Source organism: Bacillus cereus group sp. N11 (assembly GCF_016483605.1).
Lineage (GTDB): Bacteria > Bacillota > Bacilli > Bacillales > Bacillaceae_G > Bacillus_A > Bacillus_A toyonensis.
In genome coordinates, this window is record NZ_JAEHBN010000022.1 from 62,990 (window position 1) to 82,108 (window position 19,119).

Below are 19,119 nucleotides of genomic sequence, written 5' to 3' on the forward strand. Positions count from 1 at the left end.
TCCTTTCCTATTGTTTCGTCACAGGTGCAAATTTTGCTAATAAACGTTTAACACCAATCGGGCTTGGGAACGCGATATCTAATTCTTTTGAATCACCTTCGCCTTTTACACTTACAACTGTACCGACTCCCCATTTTTGGTGGGAAGCTTTATCGCCTACTGCCCAGCCAATTTGCTCGCCGCCTGTTGTCTTAACAGCCGGACGTACGAAAGCTGAACGAGAGCGTGTTGTTGCCGCAGCTCCTGTCGTTCTTCCTTTTGCACCAAACGAAGTTTCACGCTTCGGCGCTGTTTCATTTAATGGTTCCACCAGCTCTGCCGGGATTTCTGTAATAAATCGAGATGCTGCATTCATACTTGTCCTACCAAATAAAGTACGCATTTGCGCATTCGATAAGTATAATTCTTCTTCTGCACGAGTAATACCTACATAAGCAAGACGACGCTCTTCTTGCATTTCATCTTCTTCCATAAGAGAACGCGTATGCGGGAATATTCCTTCCTCTAAACCAACGATAAAGACTACAGGGAACTCTAGCCCTTTTGCTGAGTGCATCGTCATTAAAATAACTTCTTCACCAGCAGTTGGATCTTCATCTACACGATCAATATCCGCGACAAGAGCTAAGTCTGTTAGGAATGCAACAAGGCTCTTATCTTCACTTTGAGATTCGAACGTTTGCGTAACAGATAAAAACTCATCTAAGTTTTCTAAACGGCCTTCTGCTTCTAAAGAACGCTCATTTTTCAACATCTCGCGATATCCTGTTTTTTCAATGACTTCTTCTACTAATTCTGTAACAGATAAGTACTCTTGCATATTTACCCAGTTGTGTAGTAAACTTGCGAATTCTTTTACTGCCTTTGTAATTTTTGCACTTACACCAACATGCTCAATTTCATCAAATACAGCCGTTAATGAAATTCCGTTTTGCACACCGTAATTAATAATTTTATCGATAGAAGTCGCACCAATCCCGCGCTTCGGCATGTTAATAATACGTGCGAAACTAATCTCATCATCAGGATTCCCAATTAAACGTAAGTACGCCAAAATGTCTTTAATTTCTTTACGGTCGTAGAACTTCGTACCGCCGACAATTTTATAAGGGATATTAGATTTCAGGAAAATCTCCTCAACCATACGAGACTGAGCATTCGTACGATATAATACTGCAAAGTCAGTATATTTTCGGTTCCCCATTTGAATATCATCACGAATTTTTTTCGCAACAAAATACGCTTCGTCCTTTTCAGTTGCAGCACGATAATACGAAATTTTGCTCCCAACTTGGTTGTCTGTCCATAATTTTTTCGGTTTACGATTCGTATTTTTTTCAATAACAGCATTGGCTGCATTTAAAATATTTTGTGACGAACGATAGTTTTGTTCTAACAGAATAACTTGCGCATTCTCATAGTCTTTTTCGAATGACAAAATGTTAGAAATATCCGCACCACGCCAGCGATAAATAGACTGATCTGAGTCACCCACAACACAAAGGTTTTTAAAACGTGCTGCTAAATGTTTAACAAGAAGGTACTGCGCTTTGTTCGTATCTTGATACTCATCCACGTGAATATATTGGAACTTACGCTGATAAAACTCTAGTACTTCTGGAACACGTTCAAATAGCTGAATCGTTGTCATAATTAAATCATCAAAGTCTAATGAGTTATTTTTCAAAAGACGTTTTTGATATTCTGTATATACATCGCTCGTTAATTTTTCATATGGATCAGCGATTGTAATTTTTTTTGCATATTTATCTGCAGATAACAGTTCATTTTTCGCATTACTAATACCGGCTAAAATAGCGCGCGGCTCAAATTTCTTCGGATCAATATTACGCTCTTTCATAATTTTTTTGACTACAGTTAACTGATCGCCTGAATCTAAGATTGTAAAGTTACGATTAATACCAATACGATCGATATCACGTCGTAAAATACGTACACACATAGAGTGGAACGTAGAAATCCAAATATCTTCTGCTTCTGGTCCGACAAGTGTATCAATACGCTCGCGCATTTCACGAGCAGCCTTATTTGTAAAGGTAATAGCTAGTACATTCCATGGCGCTACACCTTTTTCACCAAGTAAATATGCAATACGATGTGTTAACACACGTGTTTTACCACTACCCGCTCCCGCCATTAATAGCAGCGGTCCATTCGTTGTTTGCACTGCTTTTTGTTGCTGTGGATTTAAACCATTTAATAACTTATCCGTCATACTCATATACGCCTGCACCTACTCTCCTTTTACTGCTTTAACTGTTTTTAACGCCGATTTTATATCATCATAAATAACATTTCCAACAACTACTGTATCGGCATACTGCGCTACTTCTTTCGCTTGTTCTGCATTAGAAATGCCACCGCCATAATATAACTTAGCTTGTTTCAATTCTGCTTTTACATTTTTAACAAGTTCAATATCTCCATACGTACCGCTATATTCTAAATAGAATATCGGTAAATGTAATAGCTTGTCTGCTAAACGCGCGTATGCAATAACGTCATCTTCTGTTAAATCACATTTTGCATCTGTAAGCTGGGCTACTTTCGCTTCAGGATTTAAAACACAATACCCTTCCATGAAAATTTCGTCCCAGTCCATAATATCCCCAAATTCTTTCAATGCCTCGTGATGAACACCTGTTACCCATTCTACTTTTCGGCTATTTAATACGCTTGGGATGTAATAAAAATCAAAGCCTGGTGTGATTGCTTCCACATCAGAAACCTCTAACACGCAAGGAACTGCATATCTACGAATGCTAACTAGCATGTGTAATACGTTATCAATTGTAACTCCATCACTTCCGCCTACAATAACAGCATCGGTTCCAGACTCACAAATCATTTCTAAATGTACATCGCTTAACTCCTTATTTGGATCAAGCTTAAATACATGTTTCCATCCGGAAATATCGTACATGAAAACACCCTTTCTTTTCTCTAGTTATATCTATAGTTCTGTTTAAAATAACAGTGAGTTTTCATCTTGTTTTTTTTAAATAGTTATTAAATATTTTTCAAAAAGAAGGATTTCATTTTACCTTCTTTTTATGCATTCTTTCATTATAACAAAAAAAGCTACTGACACACACGCCCATTCCAACATCTTTTTCAACGTCAAATGTTGGATTACATATCCCCAAAATCACACGGAATACTAATAAGAGAAGTAGTATTTACTATTTCAATTTTCATAAAAAGGAGTGTTTTTCTAATGAAGCAAAACATCGGGACAATAAACGCTCTAATTCGAATTACACTTGGTCTTGTCCTCTTCGGATGTAGTGCAACTAAACTTGTACGCAATCCGTGGTGCACTTGGTCTAACATTTTTCTATGGATTGGTGCAATGAAAGTTGCAGAGGGAATTGTTCGCTTCTGCCCTATTGTTGAAGCATGGAAATTTGGAAAATACATGAATATGGGCGCATTTAAAATGCCTGGCATGAATTTTACTGAAAAAGGACATGCTAAAGAAGAAGTGAATCAAACTTCCGCTCATGACAAGCCAAAGTCAAAGGGAAGTTATGATGCTTCTGACAAAGAGATTGAGTCAGCGATTGAAGAAATAATCCTGGCAAAACCGCTTTGAATCATTTGTCACGATGCAAGATGCTCTCAAAGGGACTTAGCTGCTGCAGTGGGCGGTTAAGTCCTCTTTATTTTACCACAAAACAGAACGTACATTCCTTTCCATCCCTAACACGTACATAAAAAATACCAAATAAAAAAATTCAGAAGATTAGGTATGAATCCCTTGCTTAAAATGATATAAAAGTGATATCATTTTTATATCAGGAGGCGATCATATGAAAGAAAAACAAGTATTTTATGTAAATGGATTTCTGGGTGTTATTGGAATTTTAGTTTTAGCCGCTATCGGTGTATTTTGCCTTGTACAAGAAATGTTTGTAATAGCTATTTTAGCTCTTATATTAGCATCTGTTTTGGCTACAGGCATCGGTATCGTTCAACCGAATCAAGCGAAAGTTATTACGTTCTTCGGTAATTATTTAGGAACAATTCGTCAAAACGGTTTATTTTTAACAATTCCATTTGCATTCCGTCAAACTGTATCTTTACGTGTTGAAAACTTTAATAGTAAGAAATTAAAAGTAAATGATGTCGAAGGAAATCCAATTGAAATTGCAGCTGTTATCGTATATAAGGTGGTTGATTCTGCAAAAGCAATGTTTGGTGTTGAGCATTACGATCGATTCGTAGAAATCCAAAGTGAAACAGCAATCCGCCACGTGGCAACAAAATATCCTTATGATAATTTCCAGGATGAAACTTGTATTACGTTACGTGGAAATACTGAGGAAATTTCAGAAGAGCTAAAACGCGAATTAGAAGCGCGTCTTGAAATTGCTGGTGTAGAAGTATTAGAAACTCGTTTAACGCATTTAGCTTACGCAACAGAAATTGCCCATGCAATGCTACAACGTCAACAAGCAAAAGCAGTGTTAGCTGCTAGAAAAGAGATTGTTGAAGGTGCTGTGAAAATGGCCAAAGATTCAATCCATATGTTGGATGAAGAAGGCGTGCTGGAACTCGATGACGAGCGTAAAGCAAATATGGTAAACAACTTATTGGTTGCCATCGTTTCAGATAAAGGTGCGCAACCAGTTATTAATACAGGAAGCCTATACTAATAGGTTGTAAATAATTATGGCTAAAAAGAAAAGCTTTCCATTACGTATTGATCCTGAATTACACGCAGTCATCGAAAAATGGGCGAATGATGAGTTTCGTAGCGTCAATGCACACATCGAGTATTTACTTCGAGAAATGGCAAAGCAAAAAGGAAAATTGAAGAAAGATAAAGATGCATAAAAATCCCGCTGAGAAATCAGCGGGATTTTTTATACATTAGCTTCTCGTCATCTCATGCCCAATTGCACGATATCCTATATCACTTCGATAAAACAGACCATCACTTTCAATTTTACCGATTTCTTTATATACTTTATCTTTTGCTTCTTGTAAACTATTCGCCTTGCAAGCAACAAATAATACACGACCACCATTTGTTACAAAATCACCGTGTTTCATTACTGTCCCCGCATGGAAAACAATCACATCTTGCAATGCATCTAATCCGTTAATAACTTCACCTTTTTTATACGCTTCTGGATATCCTTTAGAAGCAAGTACAACACCGATAACAGCATCTTCTGACCATTGTAAAGTTAGTTCACTTTCATCTAACACAGCGTTGCATACATCAACTAAATCATTCTCTAAGCGAGGTAATACAACTTCCGTTTCAGGATCACCAAAGCGAGCATTAAATTCAATTACCTTTGGACCATCATTTGTTAAAATAAGCCCTGCATATAAAATACCTGTAAACGAACGATTTTCTTGGATCATCGCTTTAGCAGTTGGATGTAATACTGTTTCAATCGCCTCTTGAACTGCTGATTCTGGAATTTGTGGTACTGGAGAATATGCGCCCATTCCACCTGTATTAGGACCCTTATCGCCATCAAAAGCTCGTTTATGGTCTTGAGCAATTACCATCGGATGTACAGTTGTTCCATTTACAAATGCCATCAATGAAAATTCTTGTCCATCTAAAAACTCTTCAATAACGACCTTCTTACTTGCCACGCCGAATTTCACATCTTGTAGCATTTCTTTCACAGCTTGTAATGCCTCTTCAAGCGTCATTGCTACCGTTACACCTTTACCAGCAGCTAATCCATCAGCTTTAATAACAATTGGCGCACCAACTTTTTGAATGTACTTTACTGCTTCATCATAGTCTGTAAAAGTTTCGTATGCAGCAGTTGGTATATTATACTTTTTCATCAACTCTTTCGTAAAAGCTTTACTGCCTTCAATAACAGCAGCCGCTTTATTCGGACCAAATACGCGAAGTCCTTCTTCTTTAAAACGATCAACAATTCCATTCATAAGCGGAATTTCTGGCCCAACGAAAGTTAATTCAACATTATTCTCTTTGGCAAATAAAACTAATGCATCAAAATCATTTTCATCAATATCAACTGGTGTTGCAACATCTCGCATACCTTCATTACCTGGTGCTACATACACCTTCTCCACCTTTTCAGATTGTGCAAACTTCCAAGCTAAAGCATGCTCACGCCCACCGCGGCCAATTACTAAAACATTCATATTTCATCCCCCAATAATTAAATAGGTACAAACTAGAAGCTATGCTCCTAGTTTGCTTTTTCATATCAATAGAAGTTTAAAAGGGAGGATCGAGAGAACCGAGCAGGTCGAGGCGCATTTTCCAAGAGGATACGGAGTATAGTTTTCCTACATGAGTACCGCACTGGCATTGCAACGACGACATGCGAAGATTATCTCGACCGGACCTTTTAGACATCCTCTATTAGTGTTTGAAATGACGTACGCCAGTGAACACCATCGTAATCCCATACTTATCTGCCACTTTAATAGAATCCTCATCACGAATTGATCCACCTGGTTGGATAATTGCTGTAATACCAGCTTTTGCTGCTTCTTCTACTGTATCTGGCATTGGGAAGAAAGCATCAGATGCAAGTGCGCTACCTTGTGCTTTTTCGCCAGCTTGTGTAATTGCAATTTTTGCAGAGCCTACACGGTTCATCTGTCCCGCGCCTACACCAACCGTCATGTTATCATTCGCTAAAACAATTGCATTTGATTTCACATGTTTTACAACTTTCCAAGCTAGTTTTAAATCTTTCCACTCTTGCTCTGATGGTTCACGTTTCGTTGGAATTGAAATTGTGTTCTCATCTAATGATAACGTATCTTCCTCTTGAACAAGAAGACCACCTTGTACAGAAGTTAGTTTTTTGCTTGCACTTGTCGCTTTTTCAATATTTACAGTTAGTAAGCGTAAGTTCTTCTTGCTTTGCAACACTTCTAAAGCTTCTTGCGAGAACGAAGGAGCGATAACAATTTCTAAGAAAATTTCGTGTAACTTTTCTGCTGTAGCTTTATCAATTTCACGATTTGCTGCAATAATACCGCCGAAGATTGATACTGGATCCGCTTCATAAGCACGAGTATATGCCTCGTGAATATCAGTTCCTACTCCAACGCCACATGGATTCATATGTTTTACTGCTACTACTGCTGGTTCTGTAAATTCTTTTACGATGCTAAGCGCTGCGTCTGCATCATTAATATTGTTATAAGATAATTCCTTACCATGTAATTGTTCTGCATATGCAACAGAAGAAGTTGCAGCAAATGGTGCTTTATAGAAAGTAGCCCTTTGATGTGGGTTCTCTCCATAACGTAAGTCTTGCTTTTTCTCAAACGTCACAGTTAACGTTTCTGGACTTTCTTCACCCATTTGTTCTGTTAAGTAGTTAGAAATTAACGCATCATATGCCGCTGTATGACGGAATACTTTCGCTGCTAATTTACGTTTCGTCTCTTCTTTTACTTCGCCGTTCTCTTTCAGTTCTGCTAATACAACATCATAATCTACTGGATCTACGATTACCGATACAAATTTATGATTTTTCGCAGCAGAGCGAATCATTGTTGGGCCACCGATATCAATATTTTCAATTGCATCAGCAAATGTTACATCAGGCTTAGCGATTGTTTCTTTAAATGGGTATAAGTTAACAACAACAAAGTCAATTGGTTGAATGCCTAATTCATTCATTTGCGCTACATGTGTTTCATTATCACGAACTGCTAATAGACCACCATGAATATTTGGATGTAATGTTTTTACACGGCCATCCATAATTTCTGGGAAACCAGTTACTTCAGAAATACCGATTACTTGTAAACCATTTTCTTCTAGTAATTTTTTCGTACCACCTGTTGAAATAACTTCAATCCCTTGTTCTAGTAAACCTTTAACAAATTCTACTACTCCTGTTTTATCTGAAACACTTACTAATGCACGCTTTTTCATTTATCCTTCACCCCTGGTTGTATGTTAGTTAACAGTTGGTTCTTTCACAGACTGAACAATTTGATTCACTGTATTTACGTATAATTTATGTTCAACTTGTTGAATTTTCTTTTGTAAGCTTTCTCTCGTATCACCTTCAGAAACAACTACTGCTTCTTGCGCAATAATTGGACCTGTATCCATACCTGCATCTACATAATGAATTGTTACTCCAGTTACTTTCACACCTGCTTCTAACGCTTGACCGACAGCATCTTTCCCTGGGAAACTCGGTAGTAGTGATGGATGAATGTTAATAATCTTCCCGCCATATGCTTCTAGTAAAGTTGGCCCAATTAAACGCATATATCCAGCTAAAATAACATAATCAATTTCATACTCTTCTAGCTTCTTTAATATTTCTTTTTCAAATGCTTCTTTTGACTCATATGCTTTCGCTGAAAAAGCGAAACATGGGATATGATGATAATGTGCCCGTCCAATAACGCGTGCTTCTGGTTTATCACATACTAATAAACTAATATCTGCATCCAATCTCTTTTCTTCTACCGCATTAACGAGAGATTGAAAGTTAGATCCGCTTCCAGAAGCAAAAACTGCTAATCTACTCATAGTGCTGTGCCCCCATTGAAGGTAACGCCATCCCCTTGTACAGTACGACCAATAATACGAGCTGTTTCTCCTTGCTCTTCAAGAAGACGAACAATATCTTTTGCATCTTCTTCCCTTACCGCTACTACCATACCAATACCCATGTTAAAAATATTGAACATTTCTTTCTCTTCTAGTTTCCCAACTTCTTGAAGCAAATTGAAAATCGGCTGAATTTCCCAAGATCCAAGTTCAATCTCAGCACCAATTCCTTCTGGCAACATACGTGGAATATTTTCAATGAATCCACCACCTGTAATATGAGCCATACCGTATACTTCATGTTTTTTCAATAGTTCTAAAATAGGTTTGACATAAATTTTCGTTGGTTTTAATAACTCCTCACCAAGAGGTAGTTCTAAGCGTCCATAAATACGATCTAAAGATAGTTCTCCATCTTCTAGTAACACTTTTCGTACTAAAGAGTAACCATTACTATGAATACCGCTAGATGCTAAGCCAATTAATACGTGACCAGCTTCAATCTTTTCACCTGTTACAATTTTCTTTTTATCAACAATCCCAACTGTAAAACCAGCTAAATCGTATTCTTCCGTAGAATACATTCCTGGCATTTCAGCTGTTTCCCCACCAATTAATGCACAACCAGCTTGGCGACAGCCCTCTGATATACCTTTGACGATGTTTTCAATTTTACTAGGTTCAGCTTTACCACAAGCAATATAATCAAGGAAGAAAAGCGGCTCTGCCCCTTGGACAACAATATCATTTACACACATCGCTACTGCATCAATACCAATTGTGTCATGTTTATCTGCCATAAAAGCGAGCATCAATTTTGTTCCCACGCCATCTGTTCCAGATACTAATACAGGTTCTTCTAATGCAAATTTTGATAGATCAAACATACCTCCAAAACCGCCTAAACCGCCTAGTACTTCTTTTCTCATTGTTGTTTGTACGTGTTTTTTCATGCGAGATACCGCTTCATATCCAGCTTCAATATCTACTCCTGCTTGCTTATATGCATTCGCCATCGTTATTTACACCTCGTCTTTTAATTTCTCCCCATCCAGGGCGGCCGTTTTTAAGAAAGAAGCTAGCTTCTACATCAAAAGAAGTAGAAGCTTTTTTCACTTTCTTATTTCATACTTTCTAAAAGCTCTTGCTCATAATCATAAAGAGCTGTTGGATAGTCTCCATTGAAGTAAGCCATACATAGGCCGCCATATTTCCCTTCATATGGACGTCCAATTGCATCTACTAATCCATCTTCACTTAAAAATGTTAAAGAATCCGCTCCGATCATTTCACGGATTTCTTCTACTGTATTATTTGCTGCAATTAATTCTTTTCTCGTTTGAATATCAATACCATAGAAACATGGATATTTTAGAGGCGGTGAAGCAATTCTTACATGAACCTCTGTCGCTCCAGCTTCACGAAGCATACGAACAATTCGTTTGCTTGTCGTTCCTCTTACGATAGAGTCGTCAATCATAACAACTCGTTTCCCCTCAACTACACCTCTTACTGCGGAAAGCTTCATCTTTACCCCTTGCTCTCGCAATTCTTGAGAAGGTTGAATAAACGTACGTCCAACGTAACGATTTTTAATTAATCCTAACTCATATGGAATACCTGTCGCCTCAGCATAACCGATCGCAGCTGAAATACTAGAATCTGGTACACCAGTAACAACATCAGCTTCAATAGGAGCTTCTGCCGCTAAACGTTTCCCCATGTTTTTACGTGCTGCGTGGACATTAATACCAGCGATATTAGAATCCGGACGCGCAAAGTAAATGTACTCCATACTACAAATTGCATGATCTACTTCATTTGTAAAACGATCTACGTGAATTCCTTCATCATTGATGATAAGTAATTCACCCGGTTCTACATCACGAATGTATGTTGCACCTACTACATCGAAAGCACATGTTTCTGATGCTACAACGTAAGCATCACCCATCTTTCCAATTGAAAGAGGACGGAACCCATTCGGATCTAGCGCAACAATCATTTCATTCCCAGTTAGTAAAAGATATGCAAACGCACCTTTCACTTTATTTAGTGCCTCTTTTACACTTTCAATTAAAGAATCTTTCGTACTACGCTTAATAAGATGTAAAAGTACTTCTGTATCTGAACTCGTTTGAAAAATACTTCCCTCTGCCTCTAATTCGCGGCGAAGCATTTTTGCATTAATTAAATTTCCGTTATGAGCTAATGCCATACTATGATCAGAAAAACGGAATAATAATGGTTGAACGTTAGCTACTTCACTTCCACCAGCCGTCGCGTATCGTACGTGTCCGATTGCTGATTTTCCGTCCAATCCTTCTAGCTCACCTCTTGAAAACACTTCCGATATTAAACCTAATCCCTTGTGACCGACGATTTTTTCCCCATTATTTACAACAATGCCTGCGCCCTCTTGCCCACGGTGCTGCAAACTGTGCAATCCGTAGTACGAAACTTGTGCCGCATTTTCATGCCCCCAAATTCCAAAGACGCCACATTCTTCATTTAACCCCTTTATTTCAGCAAGCATGGGATTGCCCCTTTCCAAGCCTGTCTCATTTCATCTACATTTGCTGTAAGTAATACTTCATTTTCTTCATTATGAATTGTTACCTCATTTGTATCTGTCACTGCTCCAACTTGAATTGCTTCGACGACTTTCTCGAACGCTTCTTTGTTTTCACGTTTTACAGTTAGAACGAAGCGAGATTGTGATTCCGCAAATAATACCGCCGTTGCTTCACCGTCTAATTTCACAGTAGCACCTAAACCGTTAGCACCAATTGCACTTTCAGAAATTGCAACTGCTAAACCACCTTCAGCAACATCATGTGCCGATTGAACAAGGCCAGCTTGAATTGCTTCTAATACTTGTTTTTGGCGTTTTAATTCTACATCTAGATCGATACTTGGTGATTGGCCGAAAATTTTGCCGTGGACCATTTTCTGTAATTCACTTCCACCAAATTCAGCTTTCGTCTCTCCAATTACGTACACTAAATCGCCAGCTTGCTTAAATTCTTGTGTTGTTACATGTTTTAAATCATGGACAAGACCAACCATCCCAACAGTCGGTGTTGGATATACCGCTTCACCACTACGCTCGTTATACATCGATACGTTTCCGCCAATAACTGGCGTTTGTAATGTGCGACAAGCTTCACTCATACCATCTACCGATTTCTCAATTTGCCAGAAGATTTCCGGTTTTTCTGGGTTACCAAAGTTTAAGCAATCTGTAATTGCAAGTGGCTCTCCACCAGAACATACGATATTACGCGCTGCCTCTGCTACTGCAATTTTACCGCCCGTTTCTGGATCTAAGTAAATATAGCGAGAGTTACAATCTGTCGTCATTGCTAATCCTTTTTCTGTACCGCGTACACGTACAACCGCTGCATCTGAACCTGGTGTAACAACTGTGCTTGTGCGTACTTGATAATCATATTGATCATATACCCACTCTTTACTTGCAATTGTCGGTTGTTGTAGTAAAGCGAATAACGTTTCTTTATAATCTTCTACTTGCGGTGTTTCCACTTTCATCTGCTGGAACTCAGCAAAGTATGCTGCTTCTTTTGATGGTTTATGATAAATTGGCGCTTCTTCTGCAAGAGCATCTGCTGGTACTTCAGCTACCATTTCACCTTTATGGAATAAGCGAAGCATTTTGTCTTCCGTTACTTTCCCCATCGTAACTGCTGCAAGACCATACTTCTCAAATAAATCTACTATTTCTTGCTCTCTACCTTTTTTGATAACAATTAACATACGCTCTTGTGATTCAGATAGCATCATTTCATATGGTGTCATTCCCGTTTCACGCTGTGGTACATCATCTAAGTACATTTCAATACCCATACCTGCTTTACTTGCCATTTCTGCAGAAGATGAAGTTAAACCAGCAGCTCCCATATCTTGAATTCCAACAAGTGCATCAGACTGAATAAGTTCTAAACATGCTTCGATAAGAAGTTTCTCCATAAATGGATCTCCTACTTGAACTGCCGGACGTTTCGCTTCTGAGCTTTCAGATAGTTCTTCAGATGCGAATGTTGCACCGTGAATACCGTCACGACCAGTTGATGCTCCTACGTACATTACTGTATTGCCAGCACCGTGTGCTTGCCCTTTTTTAATATCCTCGTGGTTAATTAAACCTACGCACATTGCATTTACAAGTGGATTTCCTTCGTAACATGGATCGAATTGTACTTCGCCACCAACAGTAGGAATACCGATGCAGTTACCGTATCCTGCGATTCCTGCTACTACTTCTTCGAATAAATATTTCACACGTGGTGATTGTAGTTCACCGAAGCGAAGTGAGTTTAATAGAGCTACTGGACGTGCTCCCATAGAGAATACGTCACGGATAATACCACCAACGCCTGTTGCTGCTCCTTGATATGGTTCAATAGCAGAAGGATGGTTATGGCTTTCCATTTTAAATACAACCGCTTGATTATCACCGATATCTACAATTCCAGCGCCTTCTCCAGGGCCTTGCAGGACACGCTCACCTGTTGTTGGGAACTTGCGAAGAACTGGTTTTGAATTTTTATAACTACAATGTTCAGACCACATTACAGAGAATAAACCTGTTTCTGTATAATTCGGCAAACGGCCTAGAATCTTTTCAACCATGGCAAACTCTTCGTCTGTTAGCCCCATTTCCGCATATATACGCTCTTCTTTAATTTGTGTTGGATTTGGTTCAAGCATTAACGACATATGTTTCCCTCCACTGTTTTAAGATAGATTGAAAGACTTTTAACCCTTCAGCACCACCAAGCAATTCATCTACAGCACGCTCTGGGTGTGGCATCATACCAAGTACATTTCCCTTTTCATTTACAATACCAGCAATATCTGAAACGCTACCGTTCGGATTTTCTACATAACGGAATGCGATTTGATTATTCTTTTCTAATTGTTTAAGAGTTACTTCATCACAATAGTAATTCCCTTCACCATGTGCAATTGGAATATTGATTACTTCATCTTTTTCATATTGTGATGTAAACATCGTTTCGTTATTTTCAACACGTAACTGAACAGTGCGACACATAAATTTTAAGTTTTCGTTTCTTATTAGTGCTCCTGGTAGTAATCCTGATTCAACAAGAATCTGGAATCCATTACACACTCCTAAAATTGGTTTTCCTTGCTCAGCAGCTTTTTGCACTGCTTTCATTGCGTTAGCAAAGCGAGAAATAGCACCACAACGTAAATAGTCACCGTAAGAGAATCCACCAGGTAGTAAAATTGCATCATATTCATCTAAATTCTCTCTATCGTGCCAAACGTAATCTACTTCTTCACCAAGCTCATCTTTAATTGCATGGAACATATCGACATCACAGTTCGAACCCGGAAATACTATTACGGCAAATTTCACTGTGCGACAACCTCCTCAACTTCATAACGGAAGTCTTCCATTACAACGTTTGCTAATAATTTTTCACACATTTCCTTTACCTTTGCGTCAAGGTCAGATACAGATTTATCAATTGTTAGTTCCATGTACTTTCCGATTCGAACATCCTGTACTTCTGTAAATGAAAGACTATGAAGTGCCCCTTTTACTGCTGTTCCTTGTGGATCTAATACGCTTTCTCTTAACGTTACATATACCTTAACTTTATACATGTGAAATTCCCCCTAAACGTTTTAAAATCTCTTCATAAGCTTCTGTTAAATTTCCAAGATCGCGACGGAATACGTCTTTATCAAACTTTTCATTGCTCGTTTCATCCCATAAACGGCAAGTATCTGGTGAGATCTCATCCGCTAATATGATTTCTCCTTCTTCCGTTACACCAAACTCTAATTTAAAATCTACTAATCTTACACGACAGCTTGCGAAATGCTCAATCAATACTTGATTGATTTGTAGAGCCATATCTCGTAATACGCTTACTTGCTCTGGTGACGCAACATTTAATACACGAATATGATCTTCCGTTACAAGCGGATCTCCTAAATCATCATCTTTGAAGTAAAATTCTACGATTGGTTCTGCAAGTACAGTTCCCTCTTCCATTCCTAATCGCTTTGAAAGGCTTCCTGCAATTACATTTCTTGTGACAACTTCTAAAGGAATAATACTCACTTTTTTTACAAGTTGCTCTGTTTCAGATAACTTCTCAACAAAATGTGTTTTTATTCCTACTTCTTGTAACTTTCTGAACAATAAAGTTGTAATCTCATTGTTCAAACGACCTTTTCCTGTAATCGTCTCTTTTTTCTCCCCATTGAAAGCAGTCGCACTATCTTTGTACTCTACCCAAACCATATCTGCTGATTCTGTACGATAAATTCTTTTTGCCTTACCTTCATACAGCAATTCTAGCTTTTGCATTTCGCAAGCCCCCTGTAGTTTGAAAAATGTGAATAATATTTTTATAAAGAATGGCACAGAATGACTCTATTCTGTGCCATATAAAATTTTACGCTTCGTTTAATCCTAGGCGTTCAAAGATTGTATCAACATGTTGCATATGATGCTCATAGTTGAAGCATTCGTTAATTTCCTCTTGCGTTAATTTGCTCGTAATACGCTCATCAGCTTCTACAAGCTCTTTAAATTGTACTTGTGTTTCCCAAGCTTCCATCGCTTTAGGCTGTACGATATCATAAGCTTCTTCACGTACCATACCTTTGTCGATTAGTGTAAGCATTACGCGCTGAGAGTAAATTAAGCCGTATGTTCTTGTCATATTGCGTTTCATATTCTCCGGGTATACAGTTAAGTTTTTAACGATATTACCAAAGCGATTTAACATGTAATTTAATGCGATTGTAGCATCTGGTAGAATTACGCGTTCTGCTGAAGAGTGAGAAATGTCGCGCTCATGCCATAATGGAACATTCTCGTAAGCCGTCATCATATAACCGCGGATAACACGAGCTAAACCAGTCATATTTTCAGATCCAATTGGATTACGTTTATGTGGCATTGCAGAAGAACCTTTTTGACCTTTTGCGAAAGCCTCTTCAACTTCACGTGTTTCACTCTTTTGTAAACCACGAATCTCAACTGCCATCTTTTCAATAGATGTTGCGATTAGCGCAAGTGTTGACATGTAATGTGCATGACGATCACGTTGCAATGTTTGTGTTGAAATTGGTGCCGCTTCTAATCCTAAGTTTTCACAAACAAATTTTTCTACGAATGGATCAATGTTCGCGTATGTACCAACTGCACCAGATAATTTACCAACGCGAACTGTATCCGCAGCTTGTTTGAAACGCTCTACGTTACGTTTCATTTCTTCATACCAAAGACCAAGTTTTAAACCAAATGTCGTTGGCTCTGCATGAACACCGTGCGTTCTTCCCATCATAATCGTGTATTTATGCTCTTTCGCTTTGTTAGCTAAAATGCTAACGAAGTTTTCTAAGTCTTTTAACAAGATTTCATTTGCTTGTTTTAAGATGTAAGATAAAGCTGTATCTACTACGTCTGTAGATGTTAAACCGTAATGAACCCATTTGCGTTCTTCACCTAATGTTGGTGTTTCTGATACAGCACGAGTGAAAGCAACTACGTCATGACGTGTTTCTTTTTCAATTTCATAAATACGATCAATATCAAATGATGCATGCTCACGAATTTTTTTAACATCTTCTTTTGGAATATCGCCAAGCTCAGCCCATGCTTCACAAGCTAAAATCTCAACTTCTAACCATGCTTTAAATTTATTCTCTTCCGTCCAAATAGCACCCATTTCAGGGCGTGTATAACGATTAATCATCTTTTTCCCTCCAACAGTTGTTCTTGATGGTCCCAAATATGCAAACTCTTCGCTTTTTCTAGAGCGACTTCAATATTATCATTTAAAATATTAACATGCCCCATTTTTCGCTGCGCTTTTGCTTCTTCTTTTCCATACAAGTGTAAATAGCACCCGGTTAATCTATTCACTTGTCCTAGGACCCCTTCTATATGTTCGCCTAAAATGTTTACCATGACAACTGGTTTTAACAAATTTGTTTCTCCAAGAGGTAAATTACAGATTGCTCGAATATGTTGACCAAATTGACTCGTTTCACATGCATCCTGTGTATAGTGTCCTGAATTGTGAGGTCTTGGTGCTAATTCATTAATGTAAATCTCACCATTAGCTGTAGCAAACATCTCTACCGCTAGTGTTCCCACAAGTTCTAATTCATCCGCAAGTACCTTTGCGTAAGCAATTGCTTTTTGAGAAAGTTCTTCTGTAATGCGAGCTGGAACGATAGATTCATGTAAAATGTTATTCACATGAATATTTTCCGCTACTGGAAACACTTTCGTTTCACCACTTACACTACGAATGACAATAGCTGATACTTCTTTTTCAAAAGGCACCCATTTTTCTAGAATGCATTCTGCTTCATTCGCAAGATTTCGTGCCTTCTCAACATCAGCTTCACTTCTTAAAACAACTTGCCCTTTCCCATCATATCCACCTGTCGTTGTTTTTAAGACGGAAGGATATGATAACTCAGCAATCGCTTTAGTAAGCTGCTCTTGATTTTGAACTAATCTATACGTCGCTACCGGTAACCCGGCTTTTTCAATTGCATTCTTTTCTGTAAAACGATTTTGCGTTTTATTTAACAACTGACTACCTTGTGGTAAGTAAGCATGTTTTTCAAGCCATTGTAAACATCTATAATCAATATTCTCAAATTCATATGTGACAACATCACTTATCTCTGCTAAATGCTGAATTGCTTTTAAATCGTCATATGGTGCAACAATTTCAACATCAGCAACTTGTGCACATGGTGAATGCTTGGTAGGATCTAAAACAGCAATTTTATATCCCATCTCCTTAGCTGCCAATGCCATCATTCTTCCAAGCTGGCCGCCTCCAATAATGCCGATTGTTTTTCCAGGTAAAATGATTCTCGTCATACTAGCTCACTACCTTCACGCACATCTTTTTCAATTGCTTCTCGTCTCAATTCCAATGCATCATGTATATCATCATGGAATGATCCAAGTATTTGTGCAGCAAGTAATCCAGCATTTGTTGAACCAGCTTTACCAATTGCAACAGTTGCAACTGGAACCCCTCCTGGCATTTGGACGATGGATAATAATGAATCTAATCCGTTTAACGCTTTTGATTGAACTGGAACGCCAATTACAGGAAGATTTGTCTTCGCTGCAACCATTCCTGGTAAATGCGCTGCTCCACCAGCTCCAGCAATAATAACTTTCAATCCACGTTCACGAGCCGTCTCTGCATATTCAAACATATAATCCGGAGTCCGATGAGCGGATACAACTTTTTTCTCATACGGTATATTTAATTCATCTAAAATGTCACAAGCAAATTTCATTGTTTCCCAGTCTGACGTACTTCCCATTATGACTCCAACTAGTGATTTCATATTAGAATCCCCCCGATTCAAATAAAAAAAGCCTGAAATAGAACAGTTTCTCTTTTACTATGAGAGAAAGCGCTCTACTCAGGCATACGTATCCCTTGTGAATAGAAAAATACCGAGTGACTTTCCCTCATAGTCTAACGAATAACGGTCGTTAGGTAGAGACTTGCAGGCCATATCCCCGCGATTATATGAGGTCTTATATATTATTGTTTCTATGGCTATATTAACAATATTTTATAAACAATGTCAATAAATAATCGAATGTTTTTTTACTAGTTACCAATAACGTTCGTGTTTTAGTTATATTCAAAAGAAGAATTGCAACTATATGCAAGAAGGAAAGGGAATTAGAATATATATTTCTAGAGATCTATTTTACGTACAATTGTTTATATGGTACTTCAGTACATTTTAATAAAAGTATATAAACTCTTATTCTCTATACATCAATAGAACTTATATTATAGCGATTTAATTTTTAGGGGGAGAATAACCGTGAAAAAAAATAACTATGCTATTATCTTATTTATTTTTCTCTATCGCAGTAATTGCTATAATGATTGAATACTTATTTATATCATCCCATTTTTTCTACTCTCATTTTTTAAAATATATACTTATAATAGAAATAATGTTTCCTGTTCTTAAGTATTATTTTAGGGCAGTCGGAAAATCAGGAACACCAAAAATCATTGCCATTATTTTAAACAGTCTCTATTTCATTCTTTTTTCATTTTTGGCGTTATTAAATTTATGGATTATGACATTTGGTAAATAAAAATAAACACAAAAAAGACGAGTCATTCTGACTCGTCTTAAGCTTGCTTGGCGACGTCCTACTCTCACAGGGACAAGGTCCCAACTACCATCGGCGCTAGAGAGCTTAACTTCCGTGTTCGGTATGGGAACGGGTGTGACCTCTCTGCCATCATCACCAAACTATGAAGGCATATTCCTTCAAAACTAGATAACATTTGCTACATATTATATGGTTAAGTCCTCGATCTATTAGTATTCGTCAGCTCCACATGTCACCATGCTTCCACCTCGAACCTATCAACCTGATCATCTTTCAGGGATCTTACTAGCTTACGCTATGGGAAATCTCATCTTGAGGGGGGCTTCATGCTTAGATGCTTTCAGCACTTATCCCTTCCGCACAT

General features: G+C 38.0%; 18 protein-coding genes, 2 rRNA genes and 1 riboswitch. Of the genes, 4 read left to right on the plus strand and 16 right to left on the minus strand.

Annotated elements, in window-relative coordinates; translation table 11 throughout:
* Nucleotides 1-7 precede the first annotated feature (7 nt).
* Entirely contained in the window at nucleotides 8-2,254 is a 2,247-nt protein-coding gene (pcrA, locus tag JDS98_RS25900; protein ID WP_098911529.1) for a DNA helicase PcrA, read from the minus strand.
* The gene (gene pcrB / locus JDS98_RS25905; protein WP_199634484.1) at nucleotides 2,255-2,944 is read right to left on the minus strand and encodes a heptaprenylglyceryl phosphate synthase; all 690 of its coding nucleotides are present in this window, start codon (nucleotides 2,942-2,944) and stop codon (nucleotides 2,255-2,257) included. It abuts the gene before it with no gap.
* Nucleotides 2,945-3,238: 294 nt separating this feature from the next.
* Here pcrB and JDS98_RS25910 point away from each other — a divergent pair, with 294 nt between their 5' ends.
* The 3 genes from JDS98_RS25910 to JDS98_RS25920 all read left to right on the plus strand — a co-directional run bounded on the left by JDS98_RS25910 (nucleotide 3,239) and on the right by JDS98_RS25920 (nucleotide 4,860).
* Nucleotides 3,239-3,616 (plus strand): YgaP family membrane protein, encoded by a 378-nt coding sequence (locus JDS98_RS25910; RefSeq protein ID WP_000812355.1) that lies wholly within the window; start codon nucleotides 3,239-3,241, stop codon nucleotides 3,614-3,616.
* 217 nt (nucleotides 3,617-3,833) lie between these two features.
* Complete coding sequence (locus tag JDS98_RS25915; protein ID WP_000660692.1) at nucleotides 3,834-4,679, plus strand: SPFH domain-containing protein; 846 nt, start codon at nucleotides 3,834-3,836, stop codon at nucleotides 4,677-4,679.
* Nucleotides 4,680-4,695: 16 nt separating this feature from the next.
* Nucleotides 4,696-4,860, plus strand: a complete 165-nt coding sequence (locus JDS98_RS25920; protein ID WP_001085171.1) for a type II toxin-antitoxin system antitoxin — start codon at nucleotides 4,696-4,698, stop codon at nucleotides 4,858-4,860.
* A 36-nt stretch (nucleotides 4,861-4,896) separates the two neighbouring features.
* Here JDS98_RS25920 and purD read toward each other — a convergent pair whose 3' ends face one another.
* From purD to purE, 12 genes are all read right to left on the minus strand, one after another.
* The gene (gene purD / locus JDS98_RS25925; RefSeq protein WP_016107413.1) at nucleotides 4,897-6,168 is read right to left on the minus strand and encodes a phosphoribosylamine--glycine ligase; all 1,272 of its coding nucleotides are present in this window, start codon (nucleotides 6,166-6,168) and stop codon (nucleotides 4,897-4,899) included.
* A 223-nt stretch (nucleotides 6,169-6,391) separates the two neighbouring features.
* Complete coding sequence (purH, locus tag JDS98_RS25930; protein WP_097959767.1) at nucleotides 6,392-7,927, minus strand: bifunctional phosphoribosylaminoimidazolecarboxamide formyltransferase/IMP cyclohydrolase; 1,536 nt, start codon at nucleotides 7,925-7,927, stop codon at nucleotides 6,392-6,394.
* 24 nt (nucleotides 7,928-7,951) lie between these two features.
* Entirely contained in the window at nucleotides 7,952-8,539 is a 588-nt protein-coding gene (purN, locus tag JDS98_RS25935) for a phosphoribosylglycinamide formyltransferase (RefSeq protein WP_000088570.1), read from the minus strand.
* Nucleotides 8,536-9,576, minus strand: coding sequence for a phosphoribosylformylglycinamidine cyclo-ligase (gene purM, locus JDS98_RS25940; RefSeq protein ID WP_001262428.1), 1,041 nt, complete (start codon nucleotides 9,574-9,576; stop codon nucleotides 8,536-8,538). Before purM ends, purN begins: the two co-directional genes overlap by 4 nt.
* A gap of 104 nt (nucleotides 9,577-9,680) precedes the next feature.
* Nucleotides 9,681-11,096 (minus strand): amidophosphoribosyltransferase, encoded by a 1,416-nt coding sequence (gene purF / locus JDS98_RS25945; protein ID WP_097959768.1) that lies wholly within the window; start codon nucleotides 11,094-11,096, stop codon nucleotides 9,681-9,683.
* Nucleotides 11,081-13,300 carry a phosphoribosylformylglycinamidine synthase II gene (gene purL / locus JDS98_RS25950; RefSeq protein ID WP_000055552.1) on the minus strand — a complete coding sequence of 740 codons (2,220 nt, stop codon included), beginning with the start codon at nucleotides 13,298-13,300 and terminating at the stop codon, nucleotides 11,081-11,083. The genes purF and purL overlap by 16 nt, the downstream gene beginning before the upstream one ends.
* Entirely contained in the window at nucleotides 13,284-13,967 is a 684-nt protein-coding gene (gene purQ / locus JDS98_RS25955) for a phosphoribosylformylglycinamidine synthase subunit PurQ (RefSeq protein WP_000666770.1), read from the minus strand. The genes purL and purQ overlap by 17 nt, the downstream gene beginning before the upstream one ends.
* The gene (gene purS, locus JDS98_RS25960; RefSeq protein WP_000278820.1) at nucleotides 13,964-14,218 is read right to left on the minus strand and encodes a phosphoribosylformylglycinamidine synthase subunit PurS; all 255 of its coding nucleotides are present in this window, start codon (nucleotides 14,216-14,218) and stop codon (nucleotides 13,964-13,966) included. The genes purQ and purS overlap by 4 nt, the downstream gene beginning before the upstream one ends.
* A complete protein-coding gene (purC, locus tag JDS98_RS25965) occupies nucleotides 14,211-14,930 on the minus strand; it encodes a phosphoribosylaminoimidazolesuccinocarboxamide synthase (RefSeq protein WP_001170546.1) in 720 nt (239 codons plus the stop codon). Before purC ends, purS begins: the two co-directional genes overlap by 8 nt.
* 88 nt (nucleotides 14,931-15,018) lie before the next feature.
* Nucleotides 15,019-16,326 (minus strand): adenylosuccinate lyase, encoded by a 1,308-nt coding sequence (purB, locus tag JDS98_RS25970; RefSeq protein ID WP_000610752.1) that lies wholly within the window; start codon nucleotides 16,324-16,326, stop codon nucleotides 15,019-15,021.
* Entirely contained in the window at nucleotides 16,323-17,474 is a 1,152-nt protein-coding gene (gene purK / locus JDS98_RS25975; RefSeq protein WP_000196786.1) for a 5-(carboxyamino)imidazole ribonucleotide synthase, read from the minus strand. The genes purB and purK overlap by 4 nt, the downstream gene beginning before the upstream one ends.
* Complete coding sequence (purE, locus tag JDS98_RS25980) at nucleotides 17,471-17,956, minus strand: 5-(carboxyamino)imidazole ribonucleotide mutase (protein WP_000839361.1); 486 nt, start codon at nucleotides 17,954-17,956, stop codon at nucleotides 17,471-17,473. Before purE ends, purK begins: the two co-directional genes overlap by 4 nt.
* A 110-nt stretch (nucleotides 17,957-18,066) precedes the next feature.
* A riboswitch (purine riboswitch) is annotated at nucleotides 18,067-18,168 on the minus strand.
* A 299-nt stretch (nucleotides 18,169-18,467) separates the two neighbouring features.
* Between purE and JDS98_RS30390 the strand changes: the two genes are divergently transcribed.
* Nucleotides 18,468-18,734 carry a hypothetical protein gene (locus JDS98_RS30390; RefSeq protein ID WP_000927496.1) on the plus strand — a complete coding sequence of 89 codons (267 nt, stop codon included), beginning with the start codon at nucleotides 18,468-18,470 and terminating at the stop codon, nucleotides 18,732-18,734.
* Nucleotides 18,735-18,779: 45 nt separating this feature from the next.
* Here the strand turns inward: JDS98_RS30390 and rrf are convergent.
* Nucleotides 18,780-18,895: ribosomal RNA gene (rrf, locus tag JDS98_RS25985) — 5S ribosomal RNA — on the minus strand.
* Between the two features lie 49 nt (nucleotides 18,896-18,944).
* Nucleotides 18,945-19,119: ribosomal RNA gene (locus tag JDS98_RS25990) — 23S ribosomal RNA — on the minus strand; the annotation flags it as partial.

Coding starts and splice junctions, on each gene's coding strand:
- purH (WP_097959767.1), bottom strand. CDS start 7,927: ATGAAAAAGCGTGCATTAGTAAGTGTTTCAGATAAAACAGGAGTAGTA.
- JDS98_RS25920 (WP_001085171.1), top strand. CDS start 4,696: ATGGCTAAAAAGAAAAGCTTTCCATTACGTATTGATCCTGAATTACAC.
- JDS98_RS25910 (WP_000812355.1), top strand. CDS start 3,239: ATGAAGCAAAACATCGGGACAATAAACGCTCTAATTCGAATTACACTT.
- purL (WP_000055552.1), bottom strand. CDS start 13,300: ATGTCGTTAATGCTTGAACCAAATCCAACACAAATTAAAGAAGAGCGT.
- purB (WP_000610752.1), bottom strand. CDS start 16,326: ATGATTAATCGTTATACACGCCCTGAAATGGGTGCTATTTGGACGGAA.
- pcrB (WP_199634484.1), bottom strand. CDS start 2,944: ATGTACGATATTTCCGGATGGAAACATGTATTTAAGCTTGATCCAAAT.
- purD (WP_016107413.1), bottom strand. CDS start 6,168: ATGAATGTTTTAGTAATTGGCCGCGGTGGGCGTGAGCATGCTTTAGCT.
- purS (WP_000278820.1), bottom strand. CDS start 14,218: ATGTATAAAGTTAAGGTATATGTAACGTTAAGAGAAAGCGTATTAGAT.
- JDS98_RS30390 (WP_000927496.1), top strand. CDS start 18,468: ATGCTATTATCTTATTTATTTTTCTCTATCGCAGTAATTGCTATAATG.
- purM (WP_001262428.1), bottom strand. CDS start 9,576: ATGGCGAATGCATATAAGCAAGCAGGAGTAGATATTGAAGCTGGATAT.
- purC (WP_001170546.1), bottom strand. CDS start 14,930: ATGCAAAAGCTAGAATTGCTGTATGAAGGTAAGGCAAAAAGAATTTAT.
- JDS98_RS25915 (WP_000660692.1), top strand. CDS start 3,834: ATGAAAGAAAAACAAGTATTTTATGTAAATGGATTTCTGGGTGTTATT.
- purN (WP_000088570.1), bottom strand. CDS start 8,539: ATGAGTAGATTAGCAGTTTTTGCTTCTGGAAGCGGATCTAACTTTCAA.
- purF (WP_097959768.1), bottom strand. CDS start 11,096: ATGCTTGCTGAAATAAAGGGGTTAAATGAAGAATGTGGCGTCTTTGGA.
- purE (WP_000839361.1), bottom strand. CDS start 17,956: ATGAAATCACTAGTTGGAGTCATAATGGGAAGTACGTCAGACTGGGAA.
- purK (WP_000196786.1), bottom strand. CDS start 17,474: ATGACGAGAATCATTTTACCTGGAAAAACAATCGGCATTATTGGAGGC.